Here is a 19,547-nt window from a genome sequence, read left to right on the forward strand (position 1 = left end):
AGCGAGGAAAGAAGTCGGGAAAGGAGGTGTTTGCTGTAGGGATAATCGCTAAATCATCGGCAGCACAGGGATACAGGTTTTTTCACCCATCGGTCGCTGCCCGTTGCCCTATGCCAGCCGCGCTCGTTATGCTGCTGAACCCTTTAATCGATCCGAGTACTGGCCGTACCTGAGCCGCCTGGGATGTCATGAAAAACGGATCAGATGCGATGAATGCACCACTGAAAGCGTTTGGCCCGATCAAGGCCGTGATTTTCGACATGGATGGCTTATTGCTGGACACCGAGGGCATTTACACCGAGGTCACGTCGATGATTGTCGAGCGTTATGGCCGCACCTTCGACTGGAGCATCAAACAGAACATCATCGGCCGTGGGGCGGGTGATTTGGCGCGTTATGTGGTCGAGGCGCTGGAATTGCCGATCACCGCCGAAGAGTTCCTGGTGATCCGTGAGCCGCTGATGCGCGAGCGTTTCCCCAAGGCACTGGCGATGCCGGGTGCCGAGGAGCTGGTTCGGCACTTGAAGGCCAACAACATTCCGATTGCGGTGGGCACCAGTTCATCCCGTCAATCGTTCGGCCAGAAAACCACGCTGCACCGCGACTGGTTTGCGTTGTTTGACTTTGTTGTTACTGCAGATGATCCGGAAGTGGGCGCAGCCAAACCGGCGCCGGATATCTTCCTGACCGCCGCGCGGCGCCTGGGTGTTGCACCCGAGGACTGCCTGGTGTTCGAGGATTCGCCGTTTGGCGTCACGGCGGCGAAAGCGGCGGGGATGACCGCGATTGCGATCCCGGATGCGGCCATGGCGGATGAAAAGTACGCACATGCTGATGGGATTCTTCGTACGTTGAAGGCGTTCACGCCGAGTGAATGTGGTTTGCCAGCGCTTGAATGGGCGTAACGCAGAAAATGTGGGAGCGAGCCTGCTCGCGAAGAGGGCTTAACATTCAACAACAATGTTGACTGTTAGTCCGCTTTCGCGAGCAGGCTCGCTCCCACATTTGATCGGCATTGGCAGACCTGTATCAGGCGCCGAAACCACCATCGATGGTCAGGCTGGCACCGGTGATGTAACCCGCTTCCGGGCCGACCAGGTAAGCGACGAAGCTGGCGATCTCTTCCGCTTTGCCGTAACGACCTACCGCCATCAACGGAATCAGGCTCTCGGCAAAGTCACCGCTGGCCGGGTTCATGTCGGTGTCGACCGGGCCCGGTTGCACGTTGTTGATGGTGATGCCGCGCGGGCCGAGATCGCGGGACAGGCCTTTGGTCAGGCCGACCAGCGCCGCTTTGCTCATGGCGTACGGGCCGCCACCGGCGAAGGGCATGCGGTCGGCGTTGGTGCTGCCGATGTTGATGATGCGGCCGCCTTCGGTCATGTGTTTGGCGGCGGCCTGGGTGGCGATGAACACGCTGCGTACGTTGATGGCCAGGGTCTGGTCGAAGTCTTCGAGTTTGAAATCTTCCAGTGGGGCGACGGCCAGCACACCGGCGTTGTTGACCAGGATGTCGAGGCGACCGAAGGCTTCGACGGTGGCGTTCACGGCGTTGCGAATGGCGTCGGCATCGGCGCTGTCGGCCTTGATGGCGAGGGCTTTGCCGCCGTTGCCGGTGATGCTGTTTTGCAATTCTTCAGCCTTGGCGGTGGAACTGACGTAGGTAAAGGCAACCGCGGCGCCTTCAGCGGCCAGGCGTTTGACGATGGCTGCGCCGATACCGCGGGACCCGCCTTGAATCAAAGCCACTTTGCCGCTGAGGTTCTGAGTAGTCATGTCGATCTCCAAAGTCCCGAGGCGAGATGTCTCGGTTGATGGAGCCTAGTATCGATTCCGGATTACATGCTGTGTAGAGGGTAATTGCGATAGTCTGTGTAAACCAAAAGTTTATAGTGGCGATCATGGAAACCTTTAGCAGTATCGAATGCTTCGTGCGCAGCGCCGAGGTTGGCAGCTTCGCCGAAGCCGCGCGGCGCCTGAGCCTGACCCCGGCGGCCGTGGGCAAGAGCGTCGCTAAACTGGAAGCGAGACTGGGTGTGCGGCTGTTTCAGCGCAGCACTCGCAGTCTGACGTTGACCGAAGCCGGTCAGTTGTTTTTGAGTGAAGTCAGCGCCAGCCTGCACACCATTCAAAACGCCGTGGCCAACCTCGCCAGCGCTGAAGGACGTCCGGCGGGCACGCTGAAAGTCAGCATGGGCACGGTGTTCGGGCGGTTGTATGTGGTGCCGCTGCTGGGGGAGTTTCTGAAACGCTTTCCGGCGATCAACCCGGACTGGCATTTCGATAATCGCCAGGTCGATCTGATCGCTCAGGGTTTCGATGCGGCGATTGGCGGCGGATTCGAACTGCCTCAGGGCGTGGTGGCGCGCAAGTTGACCCCAGCCCATCGGGTGTTGGTGGCGTCAGCCGAGTATCTGGCAGGGCGCGAGGCGATCGTGGAACCTGACGACCTCAAGCTGTGTGACGGGATTCTGATCCGCTCCCCGCAAACCGGCCGCGTGCGCTCGTGGCAACTGACCAGTCGCACCCGGCAACACAGTCCGTTGGTGCTCAAGGCGCGCATGACCATGAGCGATTCGGAAGCGGCGTGTGCCACGGCGGCCCAGGGGTTGGGCATCGCGCTGGTGAGCATGCCGTTTGCCGCGGGTTATCTCGAGGCCGGGACGTTACAGCGGGTATTGCCTGACTGGTATGTCGATGATGGCAATATTTCGATCTATTACGCGGAACACAAACTGTTGCCGGGCAAGACCCGGGCGTTTGTGGATTTCATTATTGAGCAGTTTGCAGAGCGGGGGTTGGGGGAGCGGTTTAGTGCGCTTTGAGTCCGATTGAAGACCGAGGTGCAGCCTTCGCGAGCAAGCCCGCTCCCACAGGGGATTTGTGAACGACACAGATCAAATGTGGGAGCGAGGCTTGCCCGCGAAGAACGATAACGCGGTCTATCGCCCAAACCGCCCCGGCCACCCAATAATCGTCTTCGGCCGCGGTGTCGCATAGGTCCGCACTTTCGAGGTCGACAACCCCAGCCGCACCAGTGACTCGGCAATGGTCACCGCCGCCGTCACCCCGTCCACCACCGGCACGCCGGTGCGCTGGCGAATCTGCTCATCCAGCCCGGCCATGCCGCCGCAGCCCAGGCAAATCACCTCGGCCTTGTCCTCCAGCACCGCCAATTCCGCTTGGCGAACAATCGCCTCCAGCGCGCGCTGCGGATCGGATTCCAGTTCCAGCACCGCCAAGCCACTGGCCCGCACCGACGCACAACGATCCCACAGTCCCGAGAGCTTGAGGCGATCCTCGATCAGCGGCACGGTCCGGTCCAAGGTGGTGACCACCGAGTAGGCATGGCCGAGGAACATGGCGGTGCTGGCGCCGGCATCGGTGATGTCCACCACCGGCACGTTGAGCAATTCCTGCAAGCCTTCGCGACCGTGTTCGCCATAGCCGGCCTGGATCACCGCGTCGAAGGGCTGGTCGTAGGACATGACCCGGTCCATCACCGCGATGGCCGCCAGGTAGCTTTCGAAATTGCCTTCGATGGAATCGGCACCGAAATGCGGCGTCAGGCCGACGATTTCAGTGCCGGGCGCAGCCACGGACTGGGCCTGGCGGGCGATGGCCTGGGTGATGGATTCGGTGGTGTTGACGTTGACCACGAGAATTCGCATGGGAAGTCCTTATAGCGGGTGGTTCTGCGGCCCGACGCTGCCGGGCCGCCAGGGGATTAATGGCTGACGTTATCGACCGCGATGCTTTCACCGCTGACATCGGCGTAGTGCGGCTGCCGTTTGGCGATGATCAGGTAGAGCATCCCTGCAATCCCGGCGCCAATCAGCCAGGAGAACGGCGACACGCTGTGGAAACCCGGCATCAACGCCAGGACGATGGCGATCAAGGCTGCGGGAATAAACGCCACCACCGCGCGGAGATTGACGCCACGGCTGTAGTAATAAGCGCCACTGGGGTCTTCGCTGTACAACTGCGGCACGTTGATCTGACCTTTTCGTACAAGCCAATAGTCAACCATGATCACCCCGTACAACGGGCCGAGCAGGGCGCCGAGGCCGGACAGGAAATACACGATCACCAACGGGCTGTTGTAGAGGTTCCACGGCAGGATCAGCACGGCGATTGTTGCGCTGATTAACCCGGCGCGGCGGAAGGTCAGGTATTTCGGCGCCAGGTTGCTGAGCACGAAGGCCGGGGCGACGAAGTTGGCCATGATGTTCACCGCCACGGTGACGATCAGGAAGGCCAGGCAACCGAGTACCAGGAAGAACGTATTCGGGATTGAAGCGATGATTTCCGTCGGGCTTTCGATGATCCGGCCATTGATCTGAAATTGCGCACCGCAAAGCAGGACAGTGATGCTGGCGAACACCAGAATATTCACCGGCAGGCCCCAGAAATTTCCGACCTTGATGGTCTTGCGGCACGGGGAGGAACGGGCGAAGTCGCAGAAGTTGAGGATCAGCGTGCCGTAGATCGACAGCCACAGCGCACCGCCAGCGAAGATGTTGCGCCACATCTCGCCACCGGTCAGCGGTTCGCGGATCGACCAGGCGATGGTTGCGTCGGCCTGGAAGTACATCCACCCGGCAAGGGAAGCGACGGTCAGCAGGATCACCGGTCCGGCAAACGCCTCGTAGCGCCGCACCATTTCCATGCCGTAGGCCAGGATCGCCAGCTGCACGAACCAGATGGCGACGAAACAGATCCAGCCCAGGGTCGACAGGCCGAGGATCGAGTCATGGTCGTAATCGGCGAAGCCGGGATGCACCGCCGTCAGCAATACGCGAAAGACCACCGAGGCCAGGTACGTCTGAATCCCGAACCAGGCGATGGCGATAACGGCGCGGATCAGTGCAGGAATTTGCGCCCCGTGAATGCCGAAACTGATCCGGCTGATCACCGGAAACGGCACTCCGGTTTTCTGGCCCATGTAGCCGGAGAGGTTCATGAAGCAATACACCAGCGCGGCGCCGATCCCCAGGGACAACAGGATCTGCCAGCCGCCCAGGCCCAAGGCATACAGGCCGATGGCGAACGAGTAGTTGGCGATGTTGTGAACGTCGTTGGTCCACAGGGCAAAGATGCTGTAGCGCCCCCAGCGCCGACCTTCAGCCTTGGTCGGCGCCAGGTCCTTGTTGTGCAGGCGAGGACTGAGCACCACCGGGGCTTGATGCGGTTGGTCGTGAACGTTGAGGGCAGGTTGAGAGGAGGGCAGATCCAGCGCGATGTTGTTATTGGATAGGCTAGTACGCATTCCGGCAGGCTCCTGAGGCTTGGCGTCGCGATGACTGTGCTTGAGCGAGGGCTCGACAAATCTTCGTCGCGGGCCGTAAGCATCATTGGTTACGGGGCATCTGCAGCCTGTACGGGATAGGGCGCTTCAGGCTTGCGGATCGAAAGTGTGTGTATGTTTTGATTATGATTGTATACAAAACATAAACGCACTTAAGCCAGTTCTATGCCAGCTCAGGATCTATAAACTTCATGGGTAATTTCGTTTTGTTATTGAATGGTGCTAACTTGCTGAAAATAAAACGCTATAAATTGACCGATTGAACAGGTATTTATTTTTTGGTGGATTGGTGAGGAACGGTGACTAAGGAGTCGGGACTGGAGGGTGTAACTTTTTGGGGCGCTTAAATTAAAAGTGCACACATAAATGGCACCTATGGTGACATTCGTGTGTACACATTTATAAAGCCATAAATTGAACCTGTGGGAGCGGGCTTGCTCGCGAATGCGGCTTAACATTCAACATTGATGTCGACTGTTTCTGGCGCTTTCGCGAGCAAGCCCGCTCCCACATTTGGATCTAAAAAAGGCTGGGGGTTATGCCTTGGATTTGCTGATGATATTCCCGGCATGCAACCCGCATTCTTTCTGCGTCGCTTCTTCCCACCACCAGCGACCTTCACGCTCATGCTGGTTCGGCAATACCGGGCGGGTGCATGGCTCGCAGCCGATGCTGATGAAACCGCGCTCGTGCAGGCTGTTGTAAGGCAATTCGAGCATGCGGATGTAACCCCAGATCTCTTCGCTGGTCATCTGCGCAAGCGGGTTGAACTTGTACAGCGTGCGTTCCGGGGTCGAAAACGCGGTGTCGATTTCCAGCACGGCGACTGCGCTACGGGTGCCGGGGCTCTGGTCCCGACGCTGGCCGGTGGCCCAGGCAGTGACGCCGGACAGTTTGCGGCGCAGCGGCTCGATCTTGCGGATGCCGCAGCATTCGCCATGGCCGTCCTTGTAGAAACTGAACAGGCCTTTTTCCTTCACGAACGGTTCAAGTTTCGTGTAGTCCGGCGACACCAGTTCGATGTCGATCTTGTAGTGCTCGCGTACCTGATCGATGAAGCGGTAGGTCTCGGGATGCAAGCGGCCGGTGTCGAGGCTGAACACCTTGACGTTCTTGTTCAGCTTCCAGGCCATGTCCACCAGCACCACGTCCTCGGCGCCGCTGAAAGATATCCACAGGTCATCACCGAACTCGGCGAACGCGAGTTTCAGGATGTCCTGGGCGGATTTGTTGGCATAGGTCGTGGCGAGTTCCACGACATCGAACGATGGGCTCATCAGGGCGGCTTCCTACAGGTCGGTGGCGCTGGGCGCTCTATATGGGGCCGATGGTAACAAAAACCCATGGCCGCTGGCGCGCCCTCTGCGTTGCACAGGCTGGCCCGAGTCGCTAGAGTTCGGCAGTCCTTTTGCTCGCTCGACTCAATAATCAATACAAATGGGAGTGTCTTGTGGAAATTGCCTGTCTGGATCTTGAAGGTGTGCTGGTCCCGGAAATCTGGATCGCCTTCGCCGAAAAAACCGGAATCGAATCCCTCAGGGCCACCACCCGGGACATTCCCGACTACGACGTGCTGATGAAGCAGCGCCTGCGGATCCTTGATGAGCATGGCCTGAAGCTCACCGACATTCAGGAAGTGATCGCGACCCTGCAGCCGCTGGACGGCGCCATCGAATTCGTCAACTGGCTGCGCGAGCGCTTCCAGGTGGTGATCCTGTCGGACACTTTTTATGAGTTTTCCCAGCCGCTGATGCGTCAATTGGGCTTCCCGACGTTGCTGTGCCATCGCCTGATTACCGACGATGCCGGGCGGGTTACCAGCTATCAGTTGCGTCAGAAAGATCCCAAGCGTCAGTCAGTTCTGGCGTTCAAGAGCCTCTACTACCGGGTGATTGCGGCGGGGGATTCCTACAACGACACGACGATGCTGGGCGAGGCGGATGCCGGGATTCTGTTCCACGCGCCGGACAACGTGATTCGCGAATTCCCGCAGTTTCCGGCGGTGCACAGCTTTGCGGATTTGAAGCAGGAATTTATCAAGGCTTCCAACCGCGCACTCAGCCTGTAAACCTGATCGTTCCCACGCTCTGCGTGGGAATGCCTCAATGGACGCTCCGCGTCCGCTATGGGACGCAGAGCGTCCCGGGCTGCATTCCCACGCAGAGCGTGGGAACGATCAATCAAGAGATCGCAGCCTTCGAAAGCTCCTACAGGTTCTGCAGGGTATCGAGCAACACCTTCACCTTGGTAATCGATTCCTGATACTCGGCCTGCCATTCCGAGTCCGCAACAATCCCGCCGCCGCCCCAGCAACACACCTGCCCATCCTTGACCAGCAGACTGCGAATCGCGATGGAACTGTCCATCTCGCCGCGCACGTCCAGGTACACCAATGAACCGCAGTACAAACCACGACGGGTCGGTTCCAGTTCATCAATGATCTGCATCGCGCGGATCTTCGGCGCGCCGGTGATCGAGCCGCCGGGGAAGCTGCCAGCGATCAGGTCCAGCGCATCTTTGTCATCCGCCAGCTCCCCGGTCACGCTGCTCACCAAGTGATGCACATTCGGATAACTTTCCAGGCTGAACAACTCGGGCACTCGCACCGAACCGATACGGCAGGTGCGGCCGAGATCGTTGCGCAGCAAATCGACGATCATCAGGTTTTCCGCGCGATCCTTGGGGCTGGCCAGGAGTTCGGCGGCATTCGCGGCGTCTTCGGCCGGGGTCAGACCGCGGGGGCGGGTGCCTTTGATCGGGCGGGTTTCCACCTGGCGTTCGCTGACTTTGACGAAGCGTTCTGGTGACAGGCTCAACACCGCGCCGCCGTCAGGCAGGCTCTGGAACCCGGAAAACGGTGTCGGGCAGGCTGCGCGCAACGCGCAATACGCGGCCCATGGATCACCCTGGCATTGCGCACGAAAGCGCTGGGCGAAGTTGACCTGATAGCAATCGCCGGCCTGGATGTATTGCTGGATCCGCTCAAGGGCCTGGCGATATTGGTCTGCGCTAAGGTCGGCCTGCATTGGGCTGTTCAATTTGAACGGCTCGACCGCATCAACCTCAGGCTGTGTAAACAGCGCGATCAAACGCTGCCGCTCACTGTCGGCCAGCGTCGGGTGGAACACCAACTGACTGGTCATGCGCTGGTGATCGCTGATCAACGCCCAGCCATACAGGCCGAAACGCGCATCCGGCAAATGCAGGTCGTCTTGGGCCTGGCTCGGCAGGTTTTCCAGATGACGGCCGAAGTCGTAGCTCAGGTAACCGATCAGGCCGCCGGCGAAAGGCAGCTCATCCGGAACGGACGCTTCGCCCAGCCGTGTCAGATTGTCCCTAAGGCGTTGCAGGAAATCGGCACCGCTTTCCTCCGCGAGCACGGCCAACTGCTCCAGCGGCCAGGCGCTGAGCAAGTCGAAGCGCCCGCGATCGGCACTTGGCCGGCCGCTGTCGAGCAGCACGGCGCCGGGGGCATGACGAATCGCCGCGAAGTAGTCGGCGGGGTTTGTGCGATAGGGGAGCGGGTGTACGGAACAGGTCAACATGAGCGGCGCGAATCAGCCATCGAGGCGGGGTGGCGATTGTAGTCCTCTGTAGGAATTGCTCCTAGAGGGGATGTCGGGGATTGGCAGGTAGGTGGTCTCAAGATTGGTGTCTGAATCAAAAACCACCCCTCACCCCAGCCCTCTCCCCAGAGGGGAGAGGGGGAAAGGGAGCAGATCGGGGGGCTTTTCAGAACCTGAGTTCGACTCGATATTTCAGGTCGATGTAGCTCGAATAAACTACTCGGTCGGTTCCCTCTACCCCTTGGGGAGAGGGTTAGGGTGAGGGGTGGATCTGACTGAGTCCGAAAAATCCAGACCTAACCCTCAACCGGCGGAATATGCCCAAACATCTCCTGAACAAACTCCACTCGTTCCTGCACCGTCTCAATAACCCCGCGAGCCTTCAGCTCTTCCAGCCGCGCCTCGACCGCATGGGTGCGCAACGTCAGGCCGCAATCATTGGCAATCTGGATGTTCAACCCAGGCCGGGCGTTCAGCTCAAGAATCAGCGGCCCTTTCTCCTGGTCGAGCACCATATCCACGCCGATGTAACCCAAGCCGCACAGTTCATAGCAGCCTGCGGCGAGTTTCATGAACCCGTCCCAGTACGGCAGTTGCACGCCATCCACCGCGTTGGTGGTGTCCGGGTGTTTGGTGATGATGTTGTTCAGCCAGGTGCCGCGCAGGGTCAGGCCGGTGGCCAGGTCCACACCGACGCCAATCGCGCCTTGGTGCAGGTTGGCCTTGCCGCCGGACTGGCGGGTCGGCAGGCGCAGCATGGCCATGACCGGATACCCCATCAACACGATGATGCGGATGTCCGGCACGCCTTCGTAACTGATGCTCTTGAAAATCTGGTCCGGCGTGACGCGGTATTCGATCAACGCCCGATCCCGGTGCCCGCCCAGGGAATACAGGCCGGTGAGGATGCTGGAGACATGGTGCTCGATTTCTTCATGGCTGATGATCTTGCCGGACACCGTGCGATAACGACCCTCGAAACGGTCCGCCACCACAATAATGCCGTCGCCGCCCGCGCCCTGGGCCGGTTTGATCACGAAGTCGCTGCGCCCGCCAATGATCTTGTCGAGGTTGTCGATTTCCTTCTCGGTGGAAATGATCCCGTACAACTCCGGCACGTTAATGCCGGCGGCGATTGCCCGTTCCTTGGTGATGATCTTGTCATCGACGATCGGGTACAGACTGCGTTTGTTGTATTTGAGCACGTAGTCCGCGTTACGCCGATTGATCCCCATGATGCCCCGGGCTTCGAGGGCCTTCCAGGTCTTCCAGAAACCGAACATTACGAGTCAGCCTTGAGGAACGCTTTGAAGCGGACCAACTCGGTCAGGCGGTAGCCGCGATAGCGACCCATGGCCAGCATGAAACCCACCAGGATCAACAGGATCGCCGGGAAGGTGAACACGAAGTAGACCAGTTCCGGCACGCTCATGATCAGGTGCGCCAGGGAGGCGGCGAACAGCGTACCAATCGCTACTTTCAGGGCGTGCCCGGCACCGCGTTCTTCCCAGGTGATCGACAGGCGTTCGATGGTCATGGTCAGGATCACCATCGGGAACAGCGCCACCGACAACCCGCGCTCCAGGCCGAGTTTATGGCTGAACAGGCTGATCGCCGCGATCAGCACCACGACAAAGGTCAGCACCACCGACAGCCTCGGCAGCATTTGCAGCTTCAAGTGTTCAAGGTAGGAACGCAGCGACAGCCCCAGCGCCGTGATGATGGTGAACAGCACAATCCCGAAGCCCAGTTGTGTCTCGCGGAAGGCCAGGGCGATTAGCACCGGAGTAAAGGTACCGAGGGTTTGCAGGCCGATCAGGTTGCGCAAGATCAGGATCACCAGCACGCCAATCGGGATCATCACCATGATCATGAAGGTCTGCTGGGTTTGCAGCGGCAAGCCGTATAGCGAGTATTCGAGGAAGTTGGCGTCGGTGTTTTCGTCGGTCAGCTTGGCCAGGCGAATGGCGTTCATTTCGCTGTTGTTCAGGCTGAAGGTGACGTTGGCTTTCTTGCCGCCATCGACGGTGATCAGGTTTTCGTCGCCGGTCCACCACAGCAGGCGGTCGGTCGGCATGCCCTGTTCGCCGGTTTCCGGGTTGAAGTACAGCCAGTCGGTGCCGTTGAAGCTGCGCAGCCACAGTTCAGGGATTTGCGGTTGGTCGGCCACCAGACGGATGGTGTGGACTTTTTCCACCGGCACGTGGGCAATGGACAGGACCAGCTCGACGATCCGGGCTTTGTTGGCGGTGGACGGATCGCCGCCGAGCAGCAGCTTCACGTTGTCGTCGTTGAGATTGTTGACTCGCTTGATCGCTTCGCCGACGAAGGTTTCGACGTCGGCCGAGTGTTGGCGGATCGGCGCGAGCAGGGCTTCGGCAGCCACTTTTTCCGCGCCTTCGACGGCGATGCTGTCGCGGAAGGTCGGGCCTTTGATCTTGGATTTTTCGCCGCTGTAACGCTTGGTCAGCACCAAGCGGTAATAAAGAGTCTGGTTACCTTTGGCCCGACGCGCCGACCAGGTGACCTTGCGGTTGCCGTCGACCCGGTTCACCGCCACGCCGTAGTTATTGGAGATGAAGCTTTCGTTCAGGCTCACATAGTCGCGGCTCAGGGGCGGCACGAACATCTGGATCTTGACCGGGTCCTTGGCACTGGCGACGAACTCGACCTTGGCGTCGATGTTCCACAAGTCGTCCGTGGCGTCTTCGGTGACGGGAATGCCGAGCACGAAGATCTGGTAGGCCGTAACTGAAATGCCCAGCACCACCAGAATGGCGATCAGGATTTTCAGGTGGAGGTTAATAGAGCGCATTGGAATTACTCTGCGGTATGAGCGTCGGTGGCGCAGGCGGGTTTGCCAGCAGCGTATTTAAGACTGGGGTCGACCAGCGCATCGAAGCGTTTGAGCGCCTCGGAGCCGATCAGGAGCGGGTATTGGAAGGCGCTGCGGTCGGTCAGGTTCACTTCGATGCTGCGCAACGCCGAACCCATGCAGATATCCAGCTCTATCACCGGGCGGGCCGTGTATTTCTTGCCTTCTTCCGGGTCGTAGTCACCGGCCCGGCGCTTGATTTTGCTGACCCGGGCCAGTGGCCGTTCGATCGGGTGCGAGTGCGCGGCATCGATCGCCAGATAAAAGCGCACCCAGGATTCGCCATTGCGTTTGAAACGCTTGATGTCGCGGGCGCTCAAGGACGCGGTTTTCGCCCCGGTGTCGAGTTTGGCGGCGACTTCCAGTTCAATGCCGTTCAACGAGGCGTACTCGTTGAGGCCGTACACGGTTTTTTCCCCCGCGGCGGCGACACCGGGCAGGAACAGGAAATAAAGGAAGGTGGGGAAGGGCTTGAGTCTCATAAATCCTGGGTGCGCAACGGTCCGTGCTTCGATTCAAGGCCCTGGCATCGCTGCGCAAGCTCCCTCGTATGCCTATCAGCTATTTATGACAAGCCGTGCAGATGCAAATGACAAACAAATGCGGGCGGCATTCTAGCACGGTGGTTTTATGGCGCCACCGCTGGCAGGGGGCTATAAACCAGGGGGCTGCGTCGTTATGGTGCAAGCGGTTATTAGACGATTGTCGACAATACCTATTTATCCTTTGACTATACGGCCTGTATTCGCTAGTTTTTGCCGCATTGCCTAACAAGGTGTCGACAATCATGTTGGATCAACTCGATCCCCCGGTTATTGCGCAGGACGATTCGGAAACACTTTCCGAGAACGTCTTCCGACGCATCCAGGCGGCCATCGTCAAGGGCGAGATCGCCCCGGGCAGCAAGATCTCCGAGCCGGAGCTGGCCCGCACCTATGGCATCAGCCGCGGACCGTTGCGCGAAGCGATCCATCGTCTGGAAGGCCAGCGCCTGCTGGTGCGCATACCGCACGTCGGTGCGCGCGTCGTTTCCCTGAGCCACGCCGAGTTGCTGGAGCTCTACGAAATTCGCGAATCCCTGGAAGGCATGGCCTGTCGCATGGCCGCCGAGCGCATGACCCTCGAAGAAATCGACGAGCTGCGCCGGGTCCTCGAAACCCATGAGCGCGATGCGGCGTTCCAGGCCGGCGTCGGCTACTACCAGCAGGAAGGCGATTTCGACTTTCATTACCGGATCATCCAGGGCAGCGGCAACCGCACCCTGACCCAGATGCTCTGCGGCGAGCTCTATCAACTCGTGCGCATGTACCGCATCCAGTTTTCCACCACGCCCAATCGCCCGCGCCAGGCCTTTGCCGAGCACCACCGGATTCTCGACGCCATCGCCGACCGTGACGGTGAGCTGGCCGAGTTGTTGATGCGCCGCCACATCGGCGCCTCCAAACGCAATATCGCCCGTCACTACCAGGACGGCGCCACTAAGACAGCCACTGAACGAGGTGAGTCATGAGTTCCAACAAGAGCACTCCAGGCCAGCGTTTCCGCGATGCGGTCGCCAGCGAGCATCCTTTGCAGGTGGTCGGCGCGATCAACGCCAACCACGCGCTGCTGGCCAAGCGCGCCGGTTTCAAGGCGATCTACCTGTCGGGTGGCGGGGTGGCTGCCGGCTCCCTCGGCGTGCCGGACTTAGGGATTACCGGCCTGGATGACGTGCTGACCGACGTGCGCCGCATCACCGACGTCTGCGACCTGCCGCTGCTGGTGGACGTGGACACCGGTTTCGGTTCCTCGGCGTTCAACGTCGCGCGCACCGTCAAGTCGATGATCAAGTTCGGCGCGGCGGCGATCCACATCGAAGACCAGGTCGGCGCCAAGCGCTGCGGTCACCGTCCTAATAAAGAGATCGTGTCGCTGCAGGAAATGGTCGACCGCATCAAAGCCGCCGTCGATGCCCGCACCGATGACAGCTTCGTGATCATGGCGCGCACCGATGCATTGGCCGTCGAAGGTCTGGAATCTGCCCTGGATCGCGCTGCCGCGTGCATCGAGGCTGGCGCCGACATGATTTTCCCGGAAGCCATCACCGAACTGGACATGTACAAGTTGTTCGCCAGCCGCGTGAAAGCGCCGATCCTGGCCAACATCACCGAATTCGGCGCGACGCCGCTGTACACCACCGAGCAACTCGCCGCTGCCGACGTGTCGCTGGTGCTATACCCATTGTCGGCGTTCCGCGCGATGAACAAGGCTGCGGAAAACGTCTACACCGCGATCCGCCGCGACGGCACGCAACAGAACGTGATCGACACCATGCAAACCCGCATGGAGCTTTACGATCGCATCGACTACCACACCTTCGAGCAGAAGCTCGATGCGTTGTTTGCCGCGAAGAAATGAAGAAGCGCGCGCTTTTGTAGCAGCTGCCGAGCCTGCGAGGCTGCGTACGAGGCCGAAGGACTCGCCTAACCAGGCGATTGAGTTTTTCCGGTTATACCGCGTATGCCGGGTTTACGACGGCTGCGCCGCCGGACGCTGCCTCGCGGTGCTCGACAGCTGCTACAGAGAGAGCGATGTAAACCGAAAGAAATTGCAGATTCCCTAAAAATTTCAAGATTGGAGACAGCAATGGCCGAAGCAAAAGTACTCAGTGGCGCCGGGCTCCGTGGCCAGGTAGCCGGGCAAACCGCACTGTCCACCGTGGGCCAGTCGGGCGCAGGCCTGACCTATCGCGGCTATGACGTTCGCGAACTGGCGGCTGACGCGCAGTTCGAAGAAGTCGCCTACCTGCTGCTGTACGGCGAACTGCCGACCAAAGCGCAACTGGCAGGTTACATCGACAAACTGAGCAAGCTGCGCGACCTGCCGCAAGCGCTTAAAGAAGTGCTGGAACGCATCCCCGCCGACGCCCACCCGATGGACGTGATGCGCACCGGTTGCTCGTTCCTGGGCAACATCGAGCCGGAGAAAGACTTCGGCGCGCAACACGACGTCACCGACCGCCTGCTGGCCGCATTCCCGGCGATCATGTGCTACTGGTATCGCTTCAGCCACGACGGCAAGCGCATCAATTGCGTGACTGACGAACAGACGATTGGCGGCCACTTCCTGCACTTGCTGCACGACAAGAAGCCGAGCGATCTGCACGTCAAAGTGATGAACGTGTCGCTGATCCTCTACGCGGAACACGAGTTCAACGCTTCGACCTTCACTGCCCGTGTTTGCGCGTCGACCCTGTCGGACATGTTCTCTTGCATCACTGCCGCCATCGGCTCTCTGCGCGGTCCGCTGCACGGCGGCGCCAACGAAGCGGCGATGGAAATGATCGAACGCTTCAAGTCGCCGGAAGAGGCGATCAAAGGCACCCTCGGCATGCTCGAGCGCAAGGACAAGATCATGGGCTTCGGTCACGCGATCTATAAGGACAACGATCCGCGCAACGAGGTGATCAAGGGCTGGTCGAAAAAACTCGCGGACGAAGTCGGCGACACCGTGTTGTTCCCTGTTTCCGAAGCCATCGACAAAACCATGTGGGAGCAAAAGAAACTGTTCCCGAACGCCGACTTCTACCATGCGTCGACGTACCACTTCATGGGCATCCCGACCAAATTGTTCACACCGATCTTCGTCTGCTCGCGCCTGACCGGCTGGGCGGCGCATGTGTTCGAACAACGTGCCAACAACCGCATCATCCGCCCGAGCGCCGAGTACGTCGGCGTCGAACAGCGCAAGTTCGTGCCAATCGAACAACGCTGACCGGTGGAGGCTAGCGCAGGCTACTGAATAAACCGCAAACCCCTGTGGGAGCGGGCTTGCTCGCGAAGACGGACTGACATCCAACATTGATGTCGACTGATACACCGCTTTCGCGAGCAAGCCCGCTCCCACAATGGACCGGTGTGAATTTCAAGACCTGTGCCAGGCCCCACCTTTTGCAACTACCGTGACCGAGTCCTGACCGATGAACACAGAATTCCGCAAACCGCTGCCCGGCAGCCATCTGGATTATTTCGACGTCCGTGCGGCGGTCGAAGCGATCCTGCCTGGCGCCTATGACACCCTGCCGTACACCTCCCGCGTGCTCGCGGAAAACCTGGTGCGCCGCTGCGACCCGGCCACGCTCACCGATTCCCTGAAGCAATTCATCGAACGCAAGCGCGACCTCGATTTCCCGTGGTTCCCGGCCCGCGTGGTGTGCCACGACATCCTCGGCCAAACCGCCCTGGTCGATCTCGCCGGCCTGCGCGACGCCATCGCCCTGCAAGGTGGCGACCCGGCGCAAGTGAACCCGGTTGTGCCGACGCAATTGATCGTCGATCACTCCCTGGCCGTCGAGCGTGGTGGCTTTGATCCGGAAGCGTTCGAGAAGAACCGCGCCATCGAAGACCGTCGCAACGAAGACCGTTTCCACTTCATCAACTGGACCAAAAAAGCCTTCAAGAACGTTGATGTAATTCCACCGGGCAACGGGATCATGCACCAGATCAACCTGGAGAAAATGTCTCCGGTGATCCAGGTGCGTGACGGCGTGGCTTTCCCCGATACCTGCGTCGGCACCGACAGCCATACACCGCACGTCGATGCATTGGGCGTGATCGCCATCGGCGTCGGTGGCCTGGAAGCCGAGAGCGTGATGCTCGGTCGCGCGTCGTGGATGCGCCTGCCAGAAAGCGTCGGCGTCGAGCTGACCGGCAAGTTGCAACCGGGCATCACCGCCACCGACATGGTGCTGGCGCTGACCGAGTTCCTGCGTAAACAAAAAGTCGTCGGCGCGTGGCTGGAATTCTTCGGCGTAGGTGCTTCGGCGCTGACCCTCGGCGACCGCGCAACCATTTCCAACATGGCCCCGGAATACGGCGCCACTGCGGCGATGTTCTACATCGACCAGCAAACCATCGACTACTTGAAACTCACTGGCCGCGAAGACGATCAGGTGCAGTTGGTCGAGAACTACGCCAAGACCACCGGCCTGTGGGCCGACAGCCTGAAGGGCGCGCAATACGAGCGCGGCTTGAGCTTCGACCTGTCCTCGGTGGTGCGCAACATGGCCGGCCCGAGCAACCCGCACGCTCGCGTTGCCACGTCGGACCTCGCGGCCCAAGGCATCTCCGGCCAATGGACCGAAGTGCCCGGCCAGATGCCGGACGGCGCGGTGATCATCGCCGCCATCACCAGTTGCACCAACACCAGCAACCCGCGCAACGTCATCGCCGCCGGCCTGCTGGCGCGCAATGCCAACAAGCTCGGTCTGACCCGCAAGCCGTGGGTCAAATCGTCCCTGGCGCCGGGTTCGAAAACCGTTGCGCTGTACCTCGACGAAGCCGGGCTGACCAGTGAGCTGGAGCAACTCGGTTTCGGCATCGTCGCCTTCGCCTGCACCACCTGCAACGGCATGTCCGGCGCACTCGATCCGGTGATCCAGCAAGAAATCATCGACCGCGATTTGTATGCGACCGCTGTGCTCTCCGGCAACCGCAACTTCGACGGGCGGATTCACCCATACGCCAAGAACGCGTTCCTCGCTTCGCCGCCCTTGGTGGTCGCTTACGCCATCGCCGGGACCATCCGCTTCGACATCGAAAAAGATGTGCTGGGCGTGGTCGATGGCAAGGACATTCGCTTGAAAGACATCTGGCCGAGCGATGAAGAAATCGACGCCGTGGTGAAAGCCTCGGTGAAGCCGGAGCAGTTCCGCCAGGTCTACATTCCGATGTTCGCCATCCACGAAGACACCGGCCCGAAAGTCACGCCGCTGTACGACTGGCGCGAGATGAGCACCTACATCCGCCGTCCGCCGTACTGGGAAGGCGCGCTGGCTGGGGCGCGTCCGCTCAAGGGCATGCGCCCGCTGGCGGTGCTGCCGGACAACATCACCACCGATCACCTGTCGCCGTCGAACGCGATCATGCTCGACAGTGCGGCGGGTGAATACCTGGCGAAAATGGGCCTGCCGGAAGAGGACTTCAACTCCTACGCGACCCACCGTGGCGACCACTTGACCGCGCAGCGCGCGACCTTTGCCAACCCGAAACTGTTCAACGAAATGGTCCGGGAAAACGGCAAGGTCAAGCAGGGTTCGCTGGCCCGCGTCGAGCCGGAAGGCCAGGTCATGCGCATGTGGGAAGCCATCGAAACCTACATGGAGCGCAAGCAGCCGCTGATCATCATTGCCGGTGCCGACTACGGTCAGGGTTCGTCCCGTGACTGGGCGGCGAAAGGCGTGCGCCTGGCCGGTGTGGAAGCGATTGCCGCCGAAGGTTTCGAGCGCATTCACCGCACCAACCTGGTGGGCATGGGCGTGTTGCCGCTGGAGTTTTTGCCGGGCACCGACCGTCACACATTGGGCATCGACGGCAGCGAAACCTACGACGTGATCGGCGACCGTACCCCGCGTGCGCAGTTGACGTTGGTGATCAATCGTCTGAATGGCGAGCGTGTCGAAGTGCCGGTCACTTGCCGTCTCGACACCGCTGAAGAAGTGTCGATCTACGAAGCGGGCGGCGTGTTGCAGCGCTTTGCCCAGGACTTCCTTGAATCGGCCGTCGCCGTTTAAACATCCAGGGCCGCAGGGGATTTCACGTCCCCTGTCGGCCAATAGAGGAATGACATGGCTCACGTACCTCAAATCAAAATCCCCGCCACCTACATGCGCGGCGGCACCAGTAAAGGCGTGTTCTTCAGCCTGAAAGACCTGCCCGAAGCGGCACAGATTCCCGGTCCGGCCCGCGATGCCTTATTGCTGCGGGTCATCGGCAGCCCCGACCCGTACGACAAGCAAATCGACGGCATGGGCGGCGCGACGTCCAGCACCAGCAAAACCGTGATTCTGTCGAAAAGCATCAAGGCCGATCACGACGTGGATTACCTGTTTGGCCAGGTGTCCATCGACAAGCCTTTCGTGGACTGGAGCGGCAACTGCGGCAACCTGTCGGCGGCAGTCGGTTCGTTCGCCATCAGCAACGGTCTGGTGGACACCAGCCGAATTCCGCACAACGGCGTTGCCGTGGTTCGGGTGTGGCAGGCCAACATCGGCAAGACCATCATCGCCCATGTGCCGATCACCAACGGTGAAGTGCAGGAAACCGGTGATTTCGAACTCGACGGCGTGACCTTTCCGGCCGCCGAAGTGCAGATCGAATTCATGGACCCAGCGGCGGAAGAAGAGGGCGGCGGTGGCTCGATGTTCCCCACCGGCAACCTGGTGGATGACCTTGAAGTGCCCGGCGTCGGGACCTTCAAGGCGACCATGATCAATGCCGGTATCCCGACGATTTTTATCAACGCCGAAGACCTCGGCTACACAGGCACCGAGTTGCAGGGCGCGATCAACGGCGACCCGAAAGCCCTGGCGATGTTCGAAACCATCCGTGCCTACGGCGCGTTGCGCATGGGTTTGATCAAGGACCTGGACGAAGCGGCCAAGCGGCAGCACACGCCGAAAGTGGCGTTCGTGGCCAAACCGGCAGACTACGTGGCGTCCAGCGGCAAGGCGATTGCGGCGGGGGATGTCGACCTGCTGGTGCGTGCGTTGTCCATGGGCAAATTGCACCACGCGATGATGGGCACGGCGGCGGTGGCGATTGGCACGGCGGCGGCGATATCCGGCACGTTGGTGAACCTGGCGGCGGGTGGTGTCGAGCGCAATGCGGTGCGTTTTGGGCATCCGTCCGGGACGTTGCGTGTGGGTGCCGAGGCCAGTCAGGTGAACGGTGAATGGACCGTCAACAAAGCCATCATGAGCCGCAGTGCGCGGGTGTTGATGGAAGGTTACGTTCGCGTGCCGGGTGATTCTTTCTGATCT

The 19,547-nt window shown here is 60.3% G+C and carries 16 protein-coding genes; 8 read left to right on the forward strand and 8 right to left on the reverse strand.

Going from position 1 to position 19,547, the window contains the following annotated elements:
- Window positions 1-209: 209 nt before the first annotated feature.
- A complete protein-coding gene (locus tag ACIQY3_RS16415) occupies window positions 210-905 on the forward strand; it encodes an HAD-IA family hydrolase (RefSeq protein WP_403021176.1) in 696 nt (231 codons plus the stop codon).
- A 124-nt stretch (window positions 906-1,029) separates the two neighbouring features.
- Here ACIQY3_RS16415 and ACIQY3_RS16420 read toward each other — a convergent pair whose 3' ends face one another.
- Entirely contained in the window at window positions 1,030-1,776 is a 747-nt protein-coding gene (locus ACIQY3_RS16420; protein WP_403021179.1) for a 3-oxoacyl-ACP reductase family protein, read from the reverse strand.
- 125 nt (window positions 1,777-1,901) lie between these two features.
- Here ACIQY3_RS16420 and ACIQY3_RS16425 point away from each other — a divergent pair, with 125 nt between their 5' ends.
- Complete coding sequence (locus ACIQY3_RS16425) at window positions 1,902-2,825, forward strand: LysR family transcriptional regulator (protein WP_403021181.1); 924 nt, start codon at window positions 1,902-1,904, stop codon at window positions 2,823-2,825.
- A 117-nt stretch (window positions 2,826-2,942) separates the two neighbouring features.
- Here ACIQY3_RS16425 and ACIQY3_RS16430 read toward each other — a convergent pair whose 3' ends face one another.
- The 3 genes from ACIQY3_RS16430 to ACIQY3_RS16440 form a co-directional block, all read right to left on the reverse strand.
- Entirely contained in the window at window positions 2,943-3,671 is a 729-nt protein-coding gene (locus ACIQY3_RS16430) for an aspartate/glutamate racemase family protein (RefSeq protein WP_403021183.1), read from the reverse strand.
- 56 nt (window positions 3,672-3,727) lie between these two features.
- The gene (locus ACIQY3_RS16435; RefSeq protein ID WP_403021185.1) at window positions 3,728-5,269 is read right to left on the reverse strand and encodes an NCS1 family nucleobase:cation symporter-1; all 1,542 of its coding nucleotides are present in this window, start codon (window positions 5,267-5,269) and stop codon (window positions 3,728-3,730) included.
- 575 nt (window positions 5,270-5,844) lie between these two features.
- The gene (locus tag ACIQY3_RS16440; RefSeq protein ID WP_008042297.1) at window positions 5,845-6,585 is read right to left on the reverse strand and encodes a phosphoadenylyl-sulfate reductase; all 741 of its coding nucleotides are present in this window, start codon (window positions 6,583-6,585) and stop codon (window positions 5,845-5,847) included.
- Between the two features lie 173 nt (window positions 6,586-6,758).
- Here ACIQY3_RS16440 and thrH point away from each other — a divergent pair, with 173 nt between their 5' ends.
- Window positions 6,759-7,376, forward strand: coding sequence for a bifunctional phosphoserine phosphatase/homoserine phosphotransferase ThrH (thrH, locus tag ACIQY3_RS16445; RefSeq protein WP_213936975.1), 618 nt, complete (start codon window positions 6,759-6,761; stop codon window positions 7,374-7,376).
- Between the two features lie 139 nt (window positions 7,377-7,515).
- Here the strand turns inward: thrH and pabB are convergent, their stop codons facing one another.
- The 4 genes from pabB to ACIQY3_RS16465 form a co-directional block, all read right to left on the reverse strand.
- Window positions 7,516-8,853, reverse strand: coding sequence for an aminodeoxychorismate synthase component I (gene pabB, locus ACIQY3_RS16450; RefSeq protein ID WP_403021189.1), 1,338 nt, complete (start codon window positions 8,851-8,853; stop codon window positions 7,516-7,518).
- A 317-nt stretch (window positions 8,854-9,170) separates the two neighbouring features.
- Complete coding sequence (locus ACIQY3_RS16455) at window positions 9,171-10,157, reverse strand: alpha-L-glutamate ligase-like protein (RefSeq protein WP_054053975.1); 987 nt, start codon at window positions 10,155-10,157, stop codon at window positions 9,171-9,173.
- Window positions 10,157-11,689: an inactive transglutaminase family protein gene (locus ACIQY3_RS16460; protein WP_403021191.1), complete on the reverse strand. Its 1,533-nt coding sequence runs from the start codon at window positions 11,687-11,689 to the stop codon at window positions 10,157-10,159. Before ACIQY3_RS16460 ends, ACIQY3_RS16455 begins: the two co-directional genes overlap by 1 nt.
- 5 nt (window positions 11,690-11,694) lie before the next feature.
- The gene (locus ACIQY3_RS16465; protein ID WP_403021194.1) at window positions 11,695-12,231 is read right to left on the reverse strand and encodes an ATP-dependent zinc protease; all 537 of its coding nucleotides are present in this window, start codon (window positions 12,229-12,231) and stop codon (window positions 11,695-11,697) included.
- A 308-nt stretch (window positions 12,232-12,539) separates the two neighbouring features.
- Here ACIQY3_RS16465 and ACIQY3_RS16470 point away from each other — a divergent pair, with 308 nt between their 5' ends.
- The 5 genes from ACIQY3_RS16470 (at window position 12,540) to prpF (ending at window position 19,544) form a co-directional block, all read left to right on the forward strand.
- Window positions 12,540-13,259, forward strand: a complete 720-nt coding sequence (locus ACIQY3_RS16470; protein ID WP_403021309.1) for a GntR family transcriptional regulator — start codon at window positions 12,540-12,542, stop codon at window positions 13,257-13,259.
- Complete coding sequence (gene prpB, locus ACIQY3_RS16475) at window positions 13,256-14,146, forward strand: methylisocitrate lyase (RefSeq protein WP_008146328.1); 891 nt, start codon at window positions 13,256-13,258, stop codon at window positions 14,144-14,146. The genes ACIQY3_RS16470 and prpB overlap by 4 nt, the downstream gene beginning before the upstream one ends.
- A 228-nt stretch (window positions 14,147-14,374) precedes the next feature.
- The gene (gene prpC / locus ACIQY3_RS16480) at window positions 14,375-15,502 is read left to right on the forward strand and encodes a 2-methylcitrate synthase (RefSeq protein WP_290025277.1); all 1,128 of its coding nucleotides are present in this window, start codon (window positions 14,375-14,377) and stop codon (window positions 15,500-15,502) included.
- Between the two features lie 205 nt (window positions 15,503-15,707).
- Entirely contained in the window at window positions 15,708-18,299 is a 2,592-nt protein-coding gene (gene acnD / locus ACIQY3_RS16485; RefSeq protein WP_403021199.1) for a Fe/S-dependent 2-methylisocitrate dehydratase AcnD, read from the forward strand.
- Window positions 18,300-18,353: 54 nt separating this feature from the next.
- Window positions 18,354-19,544 (forward strand): 2-methylaconitate cis-trans isomerase PrpF, encoded by a 1,191-nt coding sequence (gene prpF / locus ACIQY3_RS16490; protein WP_403021201.1) that lies wholly within the window; start codon window positions 18,354-18,356, stop codon window positions 19,542-19,544.
- Window positions 19,545-19,547: the final 3 nt, after the last annotated feature.

The organism is Pseudomonas sp. NPDC096950 (assembly GCF_044762525.1).
GTDB lineage: Bacteria > Pseudomonadota > Gammaproteobacteria > Pseudomonadales > Pseudomonadaceae > Aquipseudomonas.